Here is a 20,410-nt window from a genome sequence, read left to right on the forward strand (position 1 = left end):
TCAGGTTATTTTTTGGCGATTGAGGTATTCTTCAGATATTTTCCTGTAGAGGACTCTTTTACATTGCTTAACGCTTCAGGCCTGCCTGCAAAGATAATCCTGCCACCTTTATCCCCGCCTTCAGGTCCCAGTTCTATAATCCAGTCAGATGCCCGGAGAATATCGAGGTTGTGCTCTATTACCAGCACGGTATTTCCTATTTCCACCAATCTTTGAAGAACGTCAAGCAGAGCCTGAACATCCCTGAAGTGAAGACCGATAGTCGGTTCATCAAGTATATATAGATAGCCCTTCCGGGTTCTCTGCCCGGTTTTTTGATGAGAGGAAGGCGCGAAGGTGTGGTTGGCCATCTCGGAACAGATTTTCAGCCTCTGTGCTTCACCCCCGGAGAGTGTCGTTGCAGGTTGACCGATCCGGAGGTACCCGAGCCCGATATCCTGAAGAAGGGACAATTTTTCCCTGATGCGAGGCGTATCCTGAAACATTTCAGCGGCTTCGTCAACGGTAATAGCCAGGACCTCATCGATATTTTTGTCACGGTATATTACCCGGAGTGCCTCAGGCTTATACCTTTTTCCATTGCACTCTTCGCACTTCACATAAAGGTCTTCGAAAAAGTACATCTCCATTTTCTGATATCCTGCACCCTTGCAGGTTTCGCACCTTCCGCCGGGCACGTTGAAGGAGAAAAATCCCGGACCATATCCGCGGGCTCTGGATTCTGCCTGCTCGGAGAAGAGTTTTCGTATCAAATCAAAGATTTTTAAATAGGTTGCAGGATTTGACCGGGGACTCCGCCCTATCGGGTCCTGGGAAATAAGCTTCACCCCCTGAAGATGACGGGAGCCCTCCATTGACCGGTATGGCAAGGGAAAATCATGTTCTGTCCTGAACGCTCGTGCCAGTGCCCGGTAGAGCGTTTGCACGATAAGGCTGCTTTTGCCAGAACCGGAGACTCCTGCCACAGTTGTCAGTGTCTGCAGGGGAATCTCCAGATCAACCGTTTTCAGATTATTTCCGGAGGCACCGGAAAGAACAAGCGTTTCCCCGGTGCCGCTTCTTCTCTTAAAAGGGGTGGAGATGTTATCGATTCCCCTTACGTACCGGGATGTATTAGTTTCAGTCTTCAGAAAATCGGTTTTCGTTCCTGAAAATATAATCTGCCCCCCCTTCTGGCCGCCTCCCGGCCCCAGTTCAACCACCCAATCAGCAGATCCGATGATTCCTTTATCATGTTCCACGACAAGAATAGTATTGCCGAGCTGTGATAACTCTGACATGATATCCGAGATGATCTCTGTGTCCCGCGCATGAAGTCCGACAGTTGGTTCGTCGAGCACATACAGGGTTCTGGTGAGGAACGAGGCTATCTGGTTTGATAAGTTCACCCTCTGGTATTCACCCCCCGAAAGAGTCCTTCCGTCCCTGCTGAGGCTGAGGTAATCAAGGCCAACCCTCTTCAGGAAGCCGAGTTTGAGATGCACCTGTCTCAGTATCTCTTTGGCCATATCCCTTTGAAAAGGAGAAATATCGATATTGGCAAAAAACCTGACTGCTTCCGATATCGGCATCCTGCAGAGTTCGGCGATATCAAGACCCGAAAGCCTGTAAGCAAGGGATTCCCCTCTCAGTCTTTTGCCCTCGCATTGCGGACACACCACCGGCCGCCGGTATCTGCTCAGGAAGACTCGCACATGAAGCTTGTATCTCCTGTTTTCCATATCTTCAAAAAAATCGTCGATTCCGTAGAAATTTGGGCATCCCCTGAAAAGCAGAGATTTCTCAGTGTCTGCAAGTTCAGAATAAGGTTTGGTGATATCGATGCCCTCTTTTCCGGCTCCCTTTATAAACTGTTGTTTCCACCACCGGTATGCCGGCTTGTTCCAGGGATCGACCGCGCCTTTTGACAACGACAGGCTTTTATCGGGGACGATCAAATCCTCATCGTACCTCAGAATGTTGCCGAATCCTTTACAGTGAGGGCATGCACCGACAGGATGATTAAAGGAGAAGAGGAGAGGATAGGGTCTTGGCAGTTCGATACTGCATTCTTCGCAAGCGTTTTCGGAAGAGTACGCACGCATTAAAAAATCTTTGTCACGCACAAGAAGTATCTTTATTTTTCCATTGCCTTCTTTCCATGCCATCTCAATTGAATCGGATAACCTCGGCTCATTTCGTATGACGAGCCTGTCGAGAACGATATCAAGAGCCGCGGGCTGAGAGCCGGGCGCCGTGAATCTGTCCGGAGAAGCAACATCGACGACTTCATTGCTGATCCATGCACGGTAAAAGCCTCGCTGGGCTAATTCATCAACACTGCCGGCTGTTTCAAAGAGAATCATCGCCTTTTCCCCATAGTGGTGTTCAATAAGATCCGATGCTACCTGCGAAGGGTCCCAGGTTCTGATCTCCTTGCCGCATTTGAGACAGAAGGGCGCGGCAATTTTTGAATACAAAAGCCTGAACAGATCATAGAGTTCGGTTAATGTGCCTACAGTAGAACGGGAACCGCGTACCGGATTTTTCTGTTCGAGTGCGATGGCTGGCCGTATGTTATGAATTGCATCGACATCAGGCCTGTCGAGTTTTTCAAGAAAAAGCCTCGCGTATGTTGAAAGCGACTCTATGAACCGCCACTGGCCCTCTGCATAAATGGTGTCAAAGGCCAGAGAGGATTTGCCTGAGCCTGATACTCCAGTAACCGCAATGACTGTATTATGGGGCAGGCTGAGGCAAATATTTTTCAGATTATTCTGCTTAGCGCCTTCAATTATCAGATTTTTTTCGGGCATCTCAATATTTTAACACTATTTGCATGGCAACTTTATTCCGAATCCGTTGACAGCTTTTTTACCTTTATGGTTTAATAAAATACCTTTAAGGATGGCCCAGTGAGGCCGGAAAGGTGAAGGAGGCAGCATGCGCTGCGAACAACATCCATCTTCAATGAACCTTCCACTCGGGTGAGAGGAAGGTTTTTTTATGTCAGTTTTCATCTGCCGGGCCTGCTACAGAGTGAATATGCAGAGGGTTATCCAGCAACGGCAATGTGCCGAATACGCAATTATTTTTTTCTGCTGCGGGAGAATGCAAAAAACTTTTGGGGGTTGCTGAAATGTCTAAAGAATTAATGAACAGGCAGGATATCGACAGGACCCTTACGCGAATGGCGCATGAGATAATAGAAAAGAACAAGGGTGTTGGGAATCTCTGTCTTGTGGGAATACAGAGAGGCGGCGCGTATCTTGCGAAACGGCTCTCTGCGAAGATAAAAAAGATAGAAAACAAGGAAGTCCCTGTCGGATCCCTTGATATCGCGTTTTACCGGGATGATCTCAATATAAGAAAAGATCAGCCTGTTGTCCGGAGAACCGAGGTTCCCTTTGAAGTTGCCAATATGAAGATAGTCCTTGTTGATGATGTGCTTTTCACAGGAAGGTCGATCAGGGCTGCCATGGATGCCCTCATGGACCTCGGAAGACCTGCGGCGATTCAGCTTTCAGTGCTGATAGACAGAGGGCACAGGGAACTCCCGATAAAAGCAGATTATGTCGGAAAAAACATCCCGACTGCACTGAGCGAGACTGTTGAAGTCCAGCTCGAAGAGCAGGGCTTCGAAGACAGGATACTCCTCGAAAGACTTGAACAGGAAAAATGAACAGCAAAGACCTTCTGGGCATCAAAGAACTCTCTCCTGAAGAGATAATCCTCATCCTCGACACGGCAGCAGGGTTCAGGGATGTGATAGGAAGGGACATAAAAAAGGTGCCTGCATTAAGGGGGAAGACTACCGTCAACCTCTTTTTCGAGCCGTCAACGAGGACACGGACATCATTCGAGCTGGCTGCAAAACGGCTCAGTACAGATGTCATCAACTTCTCTGTTCCTACGAGCAGTGTGGTCAAAGGCGAGAGCCTTATCGATACCGCACTTACAGTCCAGGCACTTGGAGCTGATTTTATCATCATACGGCACTTTTCATCGGGTGTGCCTCATCTCCTCGCAAAAAACCTCAGAGCCTCTGTTATCAATGCAGGTGACGGAACCAATGAGCACCCCACCCAGGCACTCCTCGATGCATTTACGATAAGAGAAAAGAAGGGAAATATTGCCGGGCTCGATATCGCAATAGTCGGGGATATCGCGCACAGCAGGGTTGCCAAGTCGAATATTTACAGCCTGCTCAAGCTTGGTGCAAATGTCAGGCTGATCGGACCACCCACATTGATCCCCCGGGAGATACATGAACTGCATGTGAGGGTTTTCCATAATATGGAGGACGGGCTCAAAGACGTGGATGTCCTGATTATGCTCAGGATACAGACCGAGAGGCAGGGAAAAGGATTCTTCCCATCCACTGATGAATATTCGAAAACCTGGGGACTGACAAAAGAACGGCTTTCGCTTGCAAAAGATGATGTTATCGTAATGCACCCGGGTCCAATGAACCGGGGCATTGAAATCGATTCCGAGATTGCGGATGGCCCCAGATCAGTTATTCTCGAACAGGTTACCAACGGAATTGCGGTCAGAATGGCAGTAATGTATCTGCTTGCAGGGGTGAACAAATGAGGGTCTTTATACAAAACGGACATATTATTGACCCCTCCCAGGGCATTGACGGTGCAGGGGACATTTTCATAGAGCATGGAAAAATAAAGGAAATAACACTCAGAAACAGGGAGCAGAAAGCAAAAGGCAGGGAAGGACGTCAGATTGAAAGGCATATTGATGCCGGCGGGCTGACAGTGTTTCCAGGGCTTATTGACATGCATGTGCATCTCCGCGAACCCGGTTTTGAGCATAAGGAGACGATCAGCACCGGCACGCTGGCAGCCATTAAGGGGGGTTTTACTACAGTATGCTGCATGCCGAATACGTTTCCTGTCAATGATAACGCAAGCGTCACAGAGTTCATTAAAAGAAAGGCGTCGCAGGAGGGGTATTGTACAGTCCTGCCAATTGGTGCAATTACCAAAGGCCAGAGGGGTGAAGAGCTTGCCGAGATTGGCACCATGAGAAAAGAGGGCTGCATCGCCTTTTCTGACGATGGCCATCCGGTGATGAGCAGTCTGATTATGAGAAGAGCGCTCGAATATTCAAGGGCTTTTGATGTGCCGGTCATCTCCCACTGTGAAGATCTGACACTCTCCGAAGAAGGGGTAATGAATGAAGGAATCATGTCGGTCACACTCGGGTTGAAAGGAATTCCTGCCGAGGCTGAGCAGATTATGATCTTCAGGGACATTTTGCTCGCCGAACTTACCGGCGGGAGACTGCATATTGCCCATGTGTCCACAGCGGGTTCTGTGCAACTGATCCGGAGTGCGAAGTCAAGAGGGATCAGCGTCACCGCGGAAACCTGTCCCCATTATTTCAGCATCACAGAGGAAGCGGTGAAGGGATATGATACGAATGCCAAGGTAAGCCCTCCGTTAAGGACATGGCATGATGTTGAAGCGATCAGGGAGGGTTTGCGAGACGGCACGATCGATGTCATCGCGACAGACCATGCTCCCCATCACAGGGACGAAAAAATGCGGGAATTCGACATGGCTCCCTTCGGTATTTCAGGACTTGAAACAGCGGTCAGCTTGAGCCTCAATCTTGTTGAGCAGGGGATTTTAACAACGTCTCAGCTGGTGGAAAAGATGGCACTCAATCCGGCCAGGATACTGCGAATCGCAAAAGGCACGATGAAACCAGGCTCTGATGCAGATATTGTACTGATTGATTCAGGGAAGGAATTCACTGTAGAGGCAGACCGGTTTATTTCAAAAGGAAAGAATACCCCATTTCAGGGATGGAACCTCAGGGGGAAACCTATTCTTACGATCTGCAGGGGCAAAATCCATGAGTAGTAGAGCTTTTCTCGTCCTGGCTGATGGAACTGTGTTCGAAGGAAGGGGGTGCGGCCACGAAGGCGAATCCATTGGGGAGGTCGTCTTCAATACCTCCATGACCGGTTATCAGGAGATACTCACTGATCCTTCGTACCGGGGACAAATCGTGACCATGACATATCCCCAGATAGGCAATTACGGCATCAATGAGGAGGATGTCGAATCCCTTCATGGTCCGAAAGTCGAGGGGTTTGTGATTAAGGAATATATTGACTTCCCGAGCAACTGGAGGTCGTCCCGGACCCTTGGCCAGTATCTTAAAGACCATAAGATAGTCTGCATGGAAGATCTGGATACAAGGGCGCTGACCCGGCATTTGAGAAATCACGGCGCCCAAATGGGCATCATCTCAACTACTGATCCTGATCCGGCAAGTCTGCTTGGAAAAGTCCGGAAACATCCCGGCATATCAGCCATTGATCTGGTGAAGGATGTGACTACAGAAACACCCTATGCCTGGAAGCACGGTGTCTGGAAATGGGAAAACGCATCGCACCGGGCTCCGCACCCTGCGCTTTCTGTTGTTGTGTATGATTTTGGTGTGAAATTCAATATTCTGCGAAATCTTGTAGATGCAGGGTTCAGCGTCAGCGTTGTCCCTGCCAGAACCCCTGCAGATGAGGTGCTCGCAATGGACCCGGACGGCGTTGTTCTGAGCAACGGTCCGGGTGATCCTGAATCGGTCACTTACGCGATAGCAGCCGCGAGAAAGCTGATTGGCAGGAAACCGATTTTTGGCATATGCCTTGGTCACCAGATCCTTGGTCTTGCAATGGGAGGAAGAACCTATAAACTGAAATTCGGTCATCACGGCGGGAACCACCCTGTTAAGGATTTGTCAACAGGAAAGGTCGAGGTAACATCGCAGAATCACAACTATTGTGTCGACATTAAAAGTCTGCACGGACAGGTCAGCCTTACTCATAAAAATCTCTATGACGGAACGGAAGAAGGGATGAAACATACAGAGTATCCTGTCTTCTCAGTCCAGCACCATCCGGAGGCAGGCCCGGGACCGAATGATTCGTCCCATCTTTTTGCGAGGTTCAGAAAAATGATAGAGGGAAAGGAACAGATATGATAAAAGAGATCGAATCGGGAATTTATCATCTATTGCACCCAAAAATGACATTTTTTCTCACGAGCATCAGTAAAAATGCCGAACCGAATGTCATGACCTGCGCTTGGGCAACGCCTGTAAGTGAGGAACCTCCCATGGTAGTAGTCTGTGTCGCAAAGGAAAGTTATACTGCTGAGCTGATACAGCAGACAAGGGAATTTGTGATCAATATTCCGTCAAAGTCCCTTGTCAAGGCATTATGGATATGTGGAAAACATTCGGGCAGAGATACTGATAAATTCAGAAAAGCCGGGATAAAAATATCCCCGGCAAAAAAAGTCGCCCCCCCTGTTGTCGGCGGCTGCGTAGGGCACATAGAATGCAGCGTCTGGAAGGCGGTTGGGGCAGGAGAATGCTATGCATTTTTCGGCACGGTCCTCTCAGCGTATGCTGACGCAAGATATTTCAAAAAAGATGTATGGACTGCACACGCGCACATCCCGCTTCATCTTGGCGGGAAGAAGTTGGTATATTTCAGATGACAAGTAGGCATTTTGTGAGAGTACCACATTGTCCTCGATGCTCATATAATATACGAGGACATATCTTCCTGTGAAACAATAGCGGTCCGTTTCCTGCTCTCCTGAGGAGAGAATGCGCGGAGAGCGTGGGAGGGAAAGCAAAAAAATCATAAATCAGAGGTATCGTTACAGAGAGCACTATGCCAAAAAGAACTGACATCAAGAAAATACTCCTTATCGGGTCCGGCCCCATCGTTATCGGCCAGGCCTGTGAGTTTGACTATTCCGGGACCCAGGCGTGCAAGGCACTGCGGGAGGAGGGGTACAGGGTGGTCCTTGTCAATTCGAATCCGGCAACGATCATGACCGATCCTGAAACTGCAGATGAAACCTATATAGAGCCCTTAACTGCGGATGTTCTCGAAATGATAATAAAAAAGGAGAAGCCTGATGCGCTCTTGCCGACCATGGGTGGACAGACAGCGTTAAACCTGGCGGTTGAACTTTCAGAGAAAGGAATTCTCGAACGTTACAGGGTTGAACTGATCGGCGCGAAACTCCATGCGATCAGGAAAGCAGAGGACCGGGAACTCTTCAAGGAGGCAATGAAAAAGATCAATCTGGAGATCCCGAAATCTGCGCATATAGGGTCACTGAAAGACGGCCTTAACGCAATTGAGGATATCGGTTTCCCTGCAATCCTCAGGCCTTCATTTACCCTCGGTGGTACCGGAGGAGGCATCGCATATAACATGGAGGAATACCGGGAACTGCTTCAAAGAGGCCTGAAACTCAGCCCGGTGAGCCAGGTGCTTGTCGAAGAGTCGGTCCTTGGATGGAAGGAATATGAGCTCGAGGTCATGAGGGACGGAAAAGACAATGTGGTCATCATATGTTCGATAGAGAACCTTGATCCCATGGGCGTGCATACAGGCGACTCCATAACTGTTGCCCCTGCCCAGACCCTGACCGACAGGGAGTATCAAAGGATGCGCGATGCGTCTATCGCGATTATCCGCGAAATAGGCGTTGATACAGGAGGGTCCAACATACAGTTCGCACTGAACCAGACAAATGGAAGGATGGTCGTTATCGAAATGAACCCGCGGGTCTCACGGAGTTCTGCCCTCGCCTCAAAGGCAACCGGGTTCCCCATTGCGAAGATTGCGGCAAAGCTTGCAATCGGCCTTGCCCTTGATGAAATACCCAATGACATCACGAGGGAGACCCCTGCATCATTTGAACCAACGATAGATTATGTGGTGACCAAGTTCCCCCGGTTTGCTTTTGAGAAATTTCCCGAAGCGGATTCCACACTCACCACGCAGATGAAGTCAGTCGGAGAGGCGATGTCGATCGGAAGGACATTCAAGGAATCACTGCAGAAAGCCATAAGGAGTCTGGAAACTGGCTGTTACGGTTTCGAACATACGGAAACAGATACGAATATCATAGTATCAAAGCTCAAAACTCCGAACAGTGAGCGCATATGGTATGTCGCCGAGGCACTGCGGCAGGGCATGAGCATTCAGCGTATCCATGAACTTACATGGATTGATCCCTGGTTTTTGCATAATGTGCAACAGATCATTGATATGGAGGAAGAAATCCGTGGGTCAGAGACTCAGAAATCTTTGGCTGCCCGACTTCCCGAATCCTTATTGCACAAAGCCAAACGGTATGGGTTTTCTGACGCAAGAATAGCCCAATTACTCGGTGTGCAGGAGGCTGATATCAGGAATTTCAGAAAAAAATGTGGGATACAGGCGGTCTACAAGATGGTTGATACATGCGCTGCTGAATTTGCCGCATATACGCCCTATATGTATTCGACATACGAAATGCCCTTCTATAGAATCGGTGATTCAGGGATCGAAGACACGGACACTCGACCGTGTGTTTCCCTTGCCGCTGCGGCTGAATGTGAATCAAACGCCTCGGAGAGAAAAAAGATCATCATACTTGGTTCAGGACCGAACAGGATCGGACAGGGCATTGAATTCGATTACTGCTGTGTGCATGCGGTGTTTGCCCTCAGAGAGCTTGGGTATGAGACAATCATGGTCAACTGCAATCCCGAGACGGTCAGCACAGACTATGATACGGCCGACAGGCTTTACTTCGAACCGCTGACTATTGAGGATGTCCTGAATATCATCGAAAAAGAAAAGCCGGAAGGGGTGATCGTCCAGTTCGGCGGCCAGACCCCCCTGAAACTTGCGGTGCCGCTTGAAAGAGAAGGGGTGAAAATACTCGGGACTTCTCCTGATTCGATCGACCGCGCAGAGGACAGGAAGCGTTTCAGGGAACTGCTGCATACGCTGAAACTGAGGCAGGCTGACAGCGACACCGCGATGTCTGTGCAGGAGGCGCTGGCTGCTGCTGAGAGGATAGGCTATCCGGTCATGGTGCGACCTTCCTATGTGCTCGGCGGCAGGGCCATGGAGATCGTGTACGATGAAAGATCACTCAGGGAATATATGCAGCGGGCGGTAAAGGCGTCCCCGGAGCACCCTGTCCTGGTGGACAAGTACCTTGAGGATGCGATTGAGGTTGATGTGGATGCCATTTGCGATGGGCATAAGGTAATAATCGGAGGAGTCATGGAACATATAGAGCAGGCGGGCATACATTCGGGAGATTCTGCCTGTTCGCTTCCGCCCCATTCTCTTGGGAAGGGGATTGTCAGAGAAATAGAGCGGCAAACAAGGGCTCTGGCAAAGGAGCTCAATGTAATAGGCCTGATGAACGTGCAGTTTGCGGTGAAGAACAGAGATGTCTATATTCTTGAAGTCAATCCGAGAGGGTCAAGGACAGTTCCCTTTGTGGGAAAAGCAACCGGGGTGCCCCTTGCAAAGCTTGCAGCAAAAGTGATGGTCGGCAAGATGTTGAAGGAACTCGGTTTTGCAAAGGAGAAGCGCATACCACATGTTGCCGTGAAGGAGGCAGTGTTCCCGTTCGACCGTTTTCAGGGCGTTGATACCGTGCTCGGACCGGAAATGAAATCGACCGGAGAAGTAATGGGCATTGATGACGACTTCGGTCTTGCCTTCGGAAAATCCCAAACAGCCAGCGGGAATACTATCCCCCTGTACGGGAAGATCTTTATAAGCCTAAAGGATAAGGACAAGCCGGCTGCTGTTCCTATTGTGAAGAAAATGCTCGAACTCGGTTTTTCCGTGGTTGCGACAAGGGGGACGGCAAAGCATCTTCACACGCATGGGCTGGACGTCAGGATTGTCAATAAGGTGGCAGAAGGCCGACCCCATATCGTTGATTTAATCAAGAACAGGGAAGTGCACTTTGTCATTAATACGGTCAGCGGTGCACAGGCCCAGAAGGATTCTTTTTCCATACGGGAGAGTGCCTTGCGGTACCGTGTGCCGTTTACTACAACAATCTCCGGTGCTGCGGCTGCAGTGAAGGCGATCGAGATGCTGAAGAAGAAAAAAGTGCATATTAAGTCTATTCAGGAATATCACAGAAGATCAGGAAACTGATTGTATGCCGCCGATGGGTTATCCCTGCGGTAGTCCCATTTGCCTTTCCCCTGTTGAAGATGGCAAAAAAGATCCACTTCAGGCCGTCCGCAAATCATGTTGCCGGGTATGTTAGTGATTTATCCATAAGTCATGGTAATATATACATTGCCTAAAAAATTTTTTATTCTTTTTCCAGGGGGTGATTATGCTGGGGAATAATTATTTTTTTACCTCGGAATCAGTGACAGAAGGCCATCCGGATAAAATCGCAGACCAGATCTCCGATGCAATACTGGACTCCATAATTATACAGGATCCTTATGCCCGGGTCGCATGCGAGACGCTTGTTACCACAGGATTGGCGTTTGTGGCCGGCGAAATAACCACAAAATGCTATGTGGAAATCCCTGATATTGTCAGATCAACGATCAGAGATATCGGGTATACGCGGGCAAAGTACGGGTTCGATTATGAAACCTGTGCAGTCATCACCTCCATCCATGGGCAATCTTCGGATATTGCACTCGGGGTGGATATCGGAGGAGCCGGCGACCAGGGGCTTATGTTCGGATATGCCTGTTCAGAAACAGAGGAGCTGATGCCGTTGCCGATCCTGCTTGCGCACAAGCTTTCCATGAAACTTTCCGAGGTCAGAAAAACAGACGTTCTCGGCTATCTGAGGCCGGACGGCAAGACACAGGTGACCGTCGAGTACAGGAACGGAAAACCCCTGCGGGTCGACAGTATTGTCGTTTCCACCCAGCACAGTCCTGAGGTAACCCTGAAGGAAATTAAGGAAGATGTTGTTGAGAAAGTAATCAAACCTACTGTTCCTCCGGAACTCCTTGATGAGGAACGCATCAAATATTTTGTGAACCCAACCGGAAGGTTTGTGATCGGCGGGCCGATGGGCGATACTGGCCTGACCGGAAGAAAGATTATCGTTGACAGCTACGGCGGTGTAGGAAGCCACGGAGGAGGGTGTTTCTCGGGAAAGGATCCTTCAAAAGTCGACAGGTCAGGCTCTTACATGGCCAGATACATAGCGAAAAATATCGTTGCTGCCGGGATAGCGGAAAGGGTGCAGGTTCAGATCGCATACGCGATAGGCGTGCCGGAGCCGGTGTCTGTACTGGCCGAAACATACGGCACAGGAAAGATACCTCAGGAGAAAATAGTAGACCTTATCCGGAAGCATTTCAATCTCACGCCGCAGGGAATGATAGATACCCTTAATCTCAGAAGACCAATCTTTAAAAAGACCGCGGCCTATGGCCATTTCGGAAGGAATGATCCGGATTTTACCTGGGAGACTACCGATAAGGCTGATACGTTAAGGAAAGAAGCAGGACTATAACAACAGGCAGAGGGAAAGGCAAAGAGAGGAGAAATGTTTCATGAATATGCCTCCTCTTATCCCACTCCCCGCACCTAATTGCATTGGAGGATGAATGGTAAAGCACGATGTTAAGGATATTGCATTTGCGAAGAAAGGGAAACTCAGGATTGAATGGGCTGCCCAGGAAATGCCGGTGCTCAAGAGTATCGCGGAACGCTTCGGGAAAGAAAAACCCCTGAAAGGACTCAGGTTATCAGCCTGCCTGCATGTTACCACTGAAACGGCGAATCTCATGGAGACACTGAAAGCAGGAGGTGCAGAGGTAGCCCTTTGTGCGTCCAACCCGTTAAGCACACAGGACGATGTTGCGGCCTCTCTGGTGAAATTTTCACATATCCCTGTTTTTGCCGTGAAGGGGGAAAACAATAAGACCTATTACAAGCACATCAGCGATGCGCTTTCATTTGCGCCGCATATTACCATGGACGATGGTGCTGACCTTGTCTCTACGCTCCACAAGTCAAGAAAGGATCTGCTCAAGGGGATTATTGCCGGGACTGAAGAGACGACCACAGGAGTCATTCGCCTTAAGGCGATGGCAGAAAAAGGGGTATTGAAATACCCGATCATTGCCGTGAATGATGCATATACCAAATATATGTTTGATAACCGGTATGGTACCGGACAGAGCACGATCGACGGGATAATGAGGGCAACGAACAGGCTGCTGGCCGGCGCTGTCTTTGTGGTATCCGGGTATGGATGGTGTGGAAAAGGGATTGCAATGAGGGCAAAGGGTATGGGTGCCCGGGTTATTATCACTGAAACAAATCCCCTGAGGGCGCTCGAGGCAACAATGGACGGATTCGAAATGATGCCTGTGAAGGAAGCCGCGAAAATAGGGGATATCTTCGTAACTGCAACCGGCGATATCGATGTTATTTCGAAGGAATGTTTCTCTGTCATGAAAAACGGTGCAATCCTCAGCAACTCGGGGCACTTCAATGTTGAAATATCCATTCATGAGCTTAAGAAAATGTCAAAGAAGAGACGCATGATAAGGGAATTTGTCGAGGAATTCACCCTGAAAAACAACCGGAAAATTTATCTGCTCGGCGAGGGGAGGCTTATCAACCTTGCTTCTGCAGAAGGGCATCCCTCTTCTGTGATGGATATGAGTTTTGCAAACCAGGCTCTCTGCGCCGAGTATATTGCGAGGAATTATCCCAAACTGGCAAAGAAGGTATACAGTGTCCCTGAAGAGATTGATAAAAAGATCGCATTACTGAAGCTGAGGGCGATGGGAATTAAGATAGATACCTTAACCCCGGGCCAGCAACACTACCTTGAAAGCTGGGAGATGGGGACATAAGTAAGTGCACAGGAGACCGGAAGTGCGCAAAATTTTTTATGCGGATTCGATATCTCTAATAATATGATTGTATTCCAGGCATGAAAGGCAAAATAGTCTCAGTCAATATCAGTGACAGGAAAGGGGTCAGGAAGAGACCGGTTAAGGGAGCAATGATAAAAAAAGACTTTGGCATCGAAGGCGATGCCCATGCGTCTTCAGAATGGCACAGGCAGGTAAGCCTTCTGGCCATGGAAAGCATCAGGAAGATGCAGGCACTCGGGCTGAAAGTCAACCCGGGTGATTTTGCAGAGAATATCACGACAGAAGGGATTGACCTGCTGAAACTCCCGATCGGTACCAAAATGACAATCGGTAAACAGATAGAGGTTGAGGTGAGCCAGATAGGCAAGAAATGCCATACCCGGTGTGAGATATACAAGAAGGCCGGTGATTGTGTCATGCCAAAGGAAGGGATATTTGTGAAAGTGCTCAGGGGGGGGAAGGTCAGGGAAGGAGACGAAATAATAATACGCAGCACACAATAAACAGTCAGAACGACTCAGGACAAATGATAACAGTTGCGGTCTTAACGATAAGCGATAAGGGGGCAAGGGGCGAAAGAGAAGATCTCAGCGGCCCCTCTATTCAGGATATGCTCAAAGGCATTAAGGCTGAGGTCAGATACGCTGAAATTCTGCCTGATGAAAAGGAACTCATCAAGAAAAAGCTTCTCCACTACAGCAAGGAGGTTGATCTGATATTCACTACAGGCGGGACAGGCCTTTCTCCCAGAGATGTCACACCGGAAGCGACTCTCGAGGTCATTGAGAAAGAAGTCCCCGGGATTGCCGAAGCCATGAGGACAGAAGGCTTGAAAAAGACACGCAGGGCGATGCTCTCAAGGGCAGTGGCTGGCGTGAGGGGAACATCCTTAATCATCAATCTCCCGGGAAGTCCCCGGGCGGTTCAGGAAAGCCTGACAGCGATCATTGATGTTATCCCGCATGCACTTGAGAAGCTCAAGGGAGATCCTTCGGAATGCGGTACTCCGTAAGAGAAGCAATATACATGCGGCACGTTGCCTTTTCCCTGTGCCAAGGCAGCGTAAGGATACCGCGTTACAGAAAAAAAATTCTCAATGAATGATATCTCCTTCACCCTTGCCTTTCTCGCAGGTATTCTCTCATTCCTGTCGCCCTGCGTTCTGCCACTGATTCCTTCATATGTGTCATTTATTACCGGTATTTCATTCACAGACCTCACTGTTGGGAGCGACAGAAAAAGAATCAGATATGTAACAATGACAAATTCGGCTGCGTTCATCGCCGGGTTTTCGACAGTATTCATTGCGCTTGGCATATCCTCGTCTGCGATAGGTCAGTTTCTCTTCATGTACCTGGACTTCCTCAGGATAATCGGAGGGGCACTCATTATTGTCTTTGGTCTTTTTATTGCGGGATTCCTGAAAATCGGCTTTTTCCTGCCGGAAAAGAAGATCCGCCTGAGCGGAAAACCTGCCGGATATATCGGAACATTTCTGGTCGGGATGACCTTTGCTGCAGGATGGAGTCCCTGTATAGGACCGATACTCGGAACAATCCTTGTGTATGCCGGTTCCAAGGGGTCTGCTCTTTACGGGGTCCAGCTGCTTGCGGTGTACTCGCTCGGCCTCGCATTGCCGTTTTTCATCTCAGCTGTCGCCATGAATATGTTTCTCAGCTATTCATCCAGAATTGCAAAACACATGCGGGTGATAATGGTTATCAGTGGTCTGCTGCTGATCATCTTCGGCATAATGCTGCTGACCGATCAGATACGTGTCATCGGAAGGCTCTTCCCGGATCTCGGGATCAAATTGTAATCTGCATTCTTTGCAGGAAACCCTGAACGCGGTTATGGAGAAAAGTTCTGTTTGTCTTGGAGTGCGTCTGTCCTGGCAGATCCGGTTTCAGGGAGTTCCCTGTTTGATTCTTTATAGAGTAAATAGATCGCCTCGCTCAGCAGCCGCTCAGGATACCTTAAGGTTGCCTTAATGACGTCTGTCAGCGGATAATCGATATAATAACCGTCGGTATATACGATCCTGGTAAAGCGCCGTTTCAGGAGGAACCGCCGCAATTTCCTCCCATCTTTGTCGGTAAATGGAATAATAACGTGTTCTCCATCTTCCTCAAGACCATATTGTCTGATTAATTCATCGATTTCTTCCATGCATGCGCTCTCACCGGCGCTCCCGTAAAATCCATGAATGATATCAGTCAGGATAACGGGTATTCTTCATTGTATTAAGGTGTCGCGATTACAGTGGACTGCTAATACAAGCCGATAGCTTCCCGCACTATCCGCATCGTCTCTGCAGCAGCTTTTCCTGCCTTTTCAGTTCCCCTGTGCACCACATCCAACAGTCTGTCAGGAGTATTCAAGAGTTCATCCCGTTTTGCCCAGATCGGCTCCATGACTCTGAAAACATTTTTGATCAGGATTTTCTTGCAATCAATACAGCCGATGCCTGCGGTTCTGCATCCGGAGGCAACTTCCTCACACTCTTCGAGGGATGAAAACACCTTATGAAGCTGATAAACCGGAGACAGGTCAGGATTTCCCGGGTCCGTCTTTTTTACCCGTGCGGGATCGGTGACCATCGTCCTTATCTTCTGTTCAACTTCTTTCGGGCTGTCAGAGAGATAGATCGCATTGTCATAGCTTTTCGACATCTTCCGTCCATCGGTTCCCGGGACCTTCGGAAACTCGGTGAGCAGGGCTTCTGGTTCAGGAAAGATTTCTTTGTAAAGATTATTGAAACGCCGCGCGATTTCACGGCTAATCTCCAGATGGGGTACCTGGTCAATGCCGACAGGGACGTACTTTGCCCTGTATATGATGATATCCGCCGTCTGGAGGAGAGGGTATCCCAGGAATCCGTAGGTCGAAAGATCTTTATCTTTCAGTTCCTGCTGCTTCTCCTTATAGGTAGGTACCCTCTCAAGCCAGCCGACAGGGGTGATCATTGAGAGAAGCAGATGAAGCTCTGCATGTTCAAGAACTCTCGACTGAATGAATATCGTGCATTTGTCAGGGTCCAGGCCGACCGCCAGAAAATTTACGAGCAGATCTTTTGTAGACTCTTTTATGGAAGACGGATCTGCATATCCGGTAGTAAGGGAATGCCAGTCTGCGACGAAATAATAACAGTCATACTGCTCCTGCAGTTTCACCCAATTGCTCAATGCTCCGACGAGATTTCCCAGGTGCACTCTGCCGCTGGATTGCATCCCGCTCAAAACCCGGTACTTCTTCATTCACCACCTCGCGAAAATAGGATATGCTGCGCTTTAGAACAACTGTAACAACCGCAGGAAAAGATTTACCAGCGGTAAGACGAAATAGTTTGTCAGTCCTGTCATGATCATAAAAATGACAATGATAAATCCGAAAGGCTCGATCTTGCTGAATGAAACAGCCTGTTTATACGGCAAAAACCCTATGAGCACGCGGCCACCATCCAGAGGAGGGATAGGAATCATGTTGAAGGCAGCAAGTACCACATTAATTATTATGCTCGACCGGAAAATCATTATTAAAGGAGTCATGACGCTTGAACTGATGGCATCGGGCAGAATCAATGACATAGGAGCTAATATGAGCTTGAGAACAAACAGGCTTGCAATCGCCAGAAGGATATTGGTAACAGGACCTGCAGCTGCCGAAATCGCCATATCCCTCTTGGGATTCCTGAAATTCATCGGATTTATGGGGACGGGTTTTGCATATCCGAACACGAACTGACCATTGGTGAATATGATAAGCATCAAAGGCATCAGCACAGTGCCGATAGGATCGATATGTGCAAGGGGATTCAAGGTAAGCCTGCCCATCATCTTGGCGGTGGGATCTCCCAATTTGTTTGCCACGAATCCGTGCGAAAGCTCATGAAACACAATCGCTATCAGGATAGGAAATGCTGATATGATTATATGCCGCGCAATCTCTGAAAACTCCACGCTATTTGCCCTTTCTAGAGAGATTTGCCCTCTCCCTTGCTGCGAGTAACGCATGTATATGAGCAAGAGAAGGGAATCAGTCCTGGTCTTCTCTCTTCGTATTGTACCTCAATTCCCTTTCAATTTTCGCCTCAGTCCTTATCGGGTGACGCAGCCTGAGAATGATAAAGGGGCACCGGGGACTTGCATTGTATTGTCCTTTGGTATGCTGCGGACGAACCAAAACACAGAGGCAAATTCCAGATAGAAACTATACTTTGTATGAAAAACTATTGTCAAGATATGTATAAGCAGTATATAATGATATCGTACAGCATGACTGCGATAGTCATTATCCCTGCCCGTTATGACTCTACCCGTTTCCCGGGAAAACCCCTTTACCCCCTGAAAGGCCTGCCTGTCATACAGCATGTATACGAAAACGCGATGCGGGCCAGGCTTGCCAGTGAGGTACTTGTGGCAACCGACAGCGAAACCATCTTTGAACGCGTTCTTTCCTTTGGAGGCAAGGCAGTTATGACTGACAGAAAACATCCTTCCGGGACAGACAGGATTGCTGAAGTTGCCGCTGGACTGGACTATGATATAATTGTCAATGTACAGGGAGACGAACCGCTCATACGTCCTGAGATGATCAATGAAGTTATAACCCTCCTGAATGATGAAAAAGCCTCAATCGGAACACTCGTAAAAAAAATTGAAGACCCGGCGCAGATAACCGATCCGAATATTGTCAAAGTGGTCTTTGACAGCCGGAATTTCGCCATATACTTTTCAAGGGCACCGATACCTTTCTGCAGGGATGAATGGAAATCCCTTGATCATATCTCGATGGCCCGGTATCATGATAATGCGCATATTAAAGTTTTCAAGCATATAGGGATTTACAGTTACCGTCGTGAGGTGCTTCTTTCACTTGCCCGCATGGCTCCGACAGCACTCGAAAGCATAGAAAAGCTTGAACAGCTGAGGGCGCTCGAAAACGGGATGGCAATCAAGATCAAGGAAACATTCTTTGAAACTTATGGGGTAGATACTCCTGAAGACTTGGAAAGGGTAGAACAATGGCTAAATACATCTTTGTAACAGGCGGAGTCGTTTCCGCGCTCGGAAAAGGTATTGCAGCAGCTGCGACCGGCGCCCTCCTTGAGGCGAAAGGCCTGAAGGTCACGCTTCAGAAGCTGGATCCGTATATCAATGTTGACCCCGGCACATTGAGTCCTTTCCAGCATGGCGAGGTATTTGTGACCGACGATGGCGCTGAAACTGATCTTGATCTCGGCCATTACGAGCGCTTTACCTCGATACGCACCTCGCAGCTGAACAATTATACCACCGGCAAGATATATTACAACGTCATCACCAAGGAGAGGAGGGGCGATTATCTCGGGGAGACGGTTCAGGTAATTCCTCACCTAACGGATGAGATAAAACGTGCCATAAAATCGGCAAGCAACGGATACGATGTCGTTATTGTCGAGATAGGGGGGACTATCGGTGACATCGAAAGCCTCCCGTTCCTCGAAGCGATCAGGCAGTTCAGGTATGATGTCGGCAGGGAAAACGTGCTGTATATCCATCTTACCCTCATCCCCTACATCAAGACAGCGGGTGAAATCAAGACAAAGCCTACACAGCACAGTGTAAAGGAGTTCAGAGAGATAGGCATTCAGCCGGATATCGTATTGTGCAGGACAGAATGGCCGCTCCCCCCGGATGTGAAAAAGAAGATCGCGATTCACTGTAACCTTGAAGTAGATGCGGTCATTTCAGCAAAAGATGTGGATACGATATACGAAGTCCCGCTGGATTTTCATAATGAAGGTCTTGATTATCTTATATCCAGAAAGTTCAGTCTCAACCCGAGTGAGCCTGATCTCTCGCTCTGGAAGGATATCATAAGAAAGATAAAGGAACCAAAGCATGAGGTAACGATAGCAATAGTCGGGAAGTACACAGGGCTGAAGGATTCATACAAGAGCCTTATAGAGGCGCTTACCCACGGTGGTATTGCGAATGATACTCGTGTAAACCTGAAGTGGATAGATTCAGAAGAGATAGAAATACTCGGCCCTGAAAGGTATCTGTCGGATGCAGGCGGAATCCTTGTTCCGGGAGGATTCGGATACAGAGGCATCGAGGGCAAAGTTAAGGCCATAAATTATGCACGTGAAAAGAAAATGCCTTTTTTTGGTATTTGTCTCGGCATGCAGTGTGCGGTAATAGAGTTCGCCAGGAACGCGTGCGGTCTCCCTGCAAACAGCACAGAATTCGATCTGAATACGAAGGACCCGGTCATCTATCTCATGGAACGCTGGTATGACTTCAGAAAGGAGAGGGTTGAGGTCCGTTCGGAAAGTTCCCACATGGGTGGCACTATGAGGCTGGGCGCTTATCCCTGTACACTCAAGGAGGGGACTAATGCGTACAGGGCATATGGAGTGAAAGAGATATCAGAGAGGCACCGCCACAGGTATGAATTCAACAATGCCTACCGGGGAATCCTCACGAGACATGGTCTGAAAATAAGCGGTCTCAGTCCTGACGAGGAGCTTGTCGAAATCATTGAAATTGAGGACCATCCATGGTTCCTCGGCTGCCAGTTCCATCCTGAATTCAAGTCACGGCCGACAGATCCCCATCCTCTTTTCAGGGAATTTATCGGAGCTGCATTGCGCGAGAAGAGATCGTTGTTCCCGCATATGGAAGTGAACAGAGAAGAAAAAAGCAGGGGTGTTTAGGTGGCA

The 20,410-nt window shown here is 48.7% G+C and carries 17 protein-coding genes; 13 read left to right on the forward strand and 4 right to left on the reverse strand.

Features of this window, described 5'->3' with window-relative positions; all coding sequences use genetic code 11:
* Nucleotides 1-5: 5 nt before the first annotated feature.
* Nucleotides 6-2,795: an excinuclease ABC subunit UvrA gene (uvrA, locus tag AB1552_08515; protein ID MEW6053814.1), complete on the reverse strand. Its 2,790-nt coding sequence runs from the start codon at nt 2,793-2,795 to the stop codon at nt 6-8.
* Nucleotides 2,796-3,052: 257 nt separating this feature from the next.
* Here uvrA and pyrR point away from each other — a divergent pair, with 257 nt between their 5' ends.
* From pyrR to AB1552_08570, 11 genes are all read left to right on the forward strand, one after another.
* Nucleotides 3,053-3,661 carry a bifunctional pyr operon transcriptional regulator/uracil phosphoribosyltransferase PyrR gene (gene pyrR / locus AB1552_08520; GenBank protein MEW6053815.1) on the forward strand — a complete coding sequence of 203 codons (609 nt, stop codon included), beginning with the start codon at nt 3,053-3,055 and terminating at the stop codon, nt 3,659-3,661.
* On the forward strand, nt 3,658-4,575 hold the full coding sequence (locus AB1552_08525; protein MEW6053816.1) for an aspartate carbamoyltransferase catalytic subunit: 918 nt from the start codon (nt 3,658-3,660) through the stop codon (nt 4,573-4,575). The genes pyrR and AB1552_08525 overlap by 4 nt, the downstream gene beginning before the upstream one ends.
* Nucleotides 4,572-5,864 carry a dihydroorotase gene (locus AB1552_08530; protein MEW6053817.1) on the forward strand — a complete coding sequence of 431 codons (1,293 nt, stop codon included), beginning with the start codon at nt 4,572-4,574 and terminating at the stop codon, nt 5,862-5,864. The genes AB1552_08525 and AB1552_08530 overlap by 4 nt, the downstream gene beginning before the upstream one ends.
* Entirely contained in the window at nt 5,857-6,987 is a 1,131-nt protein-coding gene (gene carA / locus AB1552_08535) for a glutamine-hydrolyzing carbamoyl-phosphate synthase small subunit (protein ID MEW6053818.1), read from the forward strand. Before AB1552_08530 ends, carA begins: the two co-directional genes overlap by 8 nt.
* Nucleotides 6,984-7,508 carry a flavin reductase family protein gene (locus AB1552_08540; GenBank protein ID MEW6053819.1) on the forward strand — a complete coding sequence of 175 codons (525 nt, stop codon included), beginning with the start codon at nt 6,984-6,986 and terminating at the stop codon, nt 7,506-7,508. Before carA ends, AB1552_08540 begins: the two co-directional genes overlap by 4 nt.
* Before the next feature lie 179 nt (nt 7,509-7,687).
* On the forward strand, nt 7,688-10,987 hold the full coding sequence (gene carB, locus AB1552_08545; GenBank protein MEW6053820.1) for a carbamoyl-phosphate synthase large subunit: 3,300 nt from the start codon (nt 7,688-7,690) through the stop codon (nt 10,985-10,987).
* Nucleotides 10,988-11,174: 187 nt separating this feature from the next.
* On the forward strand, nt 11,175-12,326 hold the full coding sequence (gene metK / locus AB1552_08550) for a methionine adenosyltransferase (protein MEW6053821.1): 1,152 nt from the start codon (nt 11,175-11,177) through the stop codon (nt 12,324-12,326).
* A gap of 94 nt (nt 12,327-12,420) precedes the next feature.
* Nucleotides 12,421-13,680 carry an adenosylhomocysteinase gene (gene ahcY, locus AB1552_08555; GenBank protein MEW6053822.1) on the forward strand — a complete coding sequence of 420 codons (1,260 nt, stop codon included), beginning with the start codon at nt 12,421-12,423 and terminating at the stop codon, nt 13,678-13,680.
* An 80-nt stretch (nt 13,681-13,760) separates the two neighbouring features.
* Complete coding sequence (locus AB1552_08560) at nt 13,761-14,207, forward strand: MOSC domain-containing protein (protein MEW6053823.1); 447 nt, start codon at nt 13,761-13,763, stop codon at nt 14,205-14,207.
* 23 nt (nt 14,208-14,230) lie between these two features.
* Nucleotides 14,231-14,716 (forward strand): MogA/MoaB family molybdenum cofactor biosynthesis protein, encoded by a 486-nt coding sequence (locus tag AB1552_08565; GenBank protein MEW6053824.1) that lies wholly within the window; start codon nt 14,231-14,233, stop codon nt 14,714-14,716.
* Nucleotides 14,717-14,800: 84 nt separating this feature from the next.
* A complete protein-coding gene (locus AB1552_08570; protein ID MEW6053825.1) occupies nt 14,801-15,523 on the forward strand; it encodes a cytochrome c biogenesis protein CcdA in 723 nt (240 codons plus the stop codon).
* A gap of 32 nt (nt 15,524-15,555) precedes the next feature.
* On the opposite strand, the gene AB1552_08575 is transcribed toward AB1552_08570, so the two are convergent.
* The 3 genes from AB1552_08575 to AB1552_08585 all read right to left on the reverse strand — a co-directional run bounded on the left by AB1552_08575 (nt 15,556) and on the right by AB1552_08585 (nt 17,663).
* Nucleotides 15,556-15,873, reverse strand: a complete 318-nt coding sequence (locus AB1552_08575) for a hypothetical protein (protein ID MEW6053826.1) — start codon at nt 15,871-15,873, stop codon at nt 15,556-15,558.
* Nucleotides 15,874-15,974: 101 nt separating this feature from the next.
* Entirely contained in the window at nt 15,975-16,961 is a 987-nt protein-coding gene (trpS, locus tag AB1552_08580; GenBank protein ID MEW6053827.1) for a tryptophan--tRNA ligase, read from the reverse strand.
* 33 nt (nt 16,962-16,994) lie between these two features.
* Nucleotides 16,995-17,663, reverse strand: a complete 669-nt coding sequence (locus tag AB1552_08585; protein MEW6053828.1) for a site-2 protease family protein — start codon at nt 17,661-17,663, stop codon at nt 16,995-16,997.
* 315 nt (nt 17,664-17,978) lie between these two features.
* Here AB1552_08585 and kdsB point away from each other — a divergent pair, with 315 nt between their 5' ends.
* Entirely contained in the window at nt 17,979-18,749 is a 771-nt protein-coding gene (gene kdsB, locus AB1552_08590) for a 3-deoxy-manno-octulosonate cytidylyltransferase (GenBank protein MEW6053829.1), read from the forward strand.
* A complete protein-coding gene (locus AB1552_08595) occupies nt 18,728-20,404 on the forward strand; it encodes a CTP synthase (GenBank protein MEW6053830.1) in 1,677 nt (558 codons plus the stop codon). The genes kdsB and AB1552_08595 overlap by 22 nt, the downstream gene beginning before the upstream one ends.
* The last annotated feature ends 6 nt before the right edge of the window (nt 20,405-20,410 follow it).

It is taken from the genome of Nitrospirota bacterium, assembly GCA_040754395.1.
Taxonomy (GTDB): Bacteria; Nitrospirota; Thermodesulfovibrionia; order Thermodesulfovibrionales; family SM23-35; genus JBFMCL01.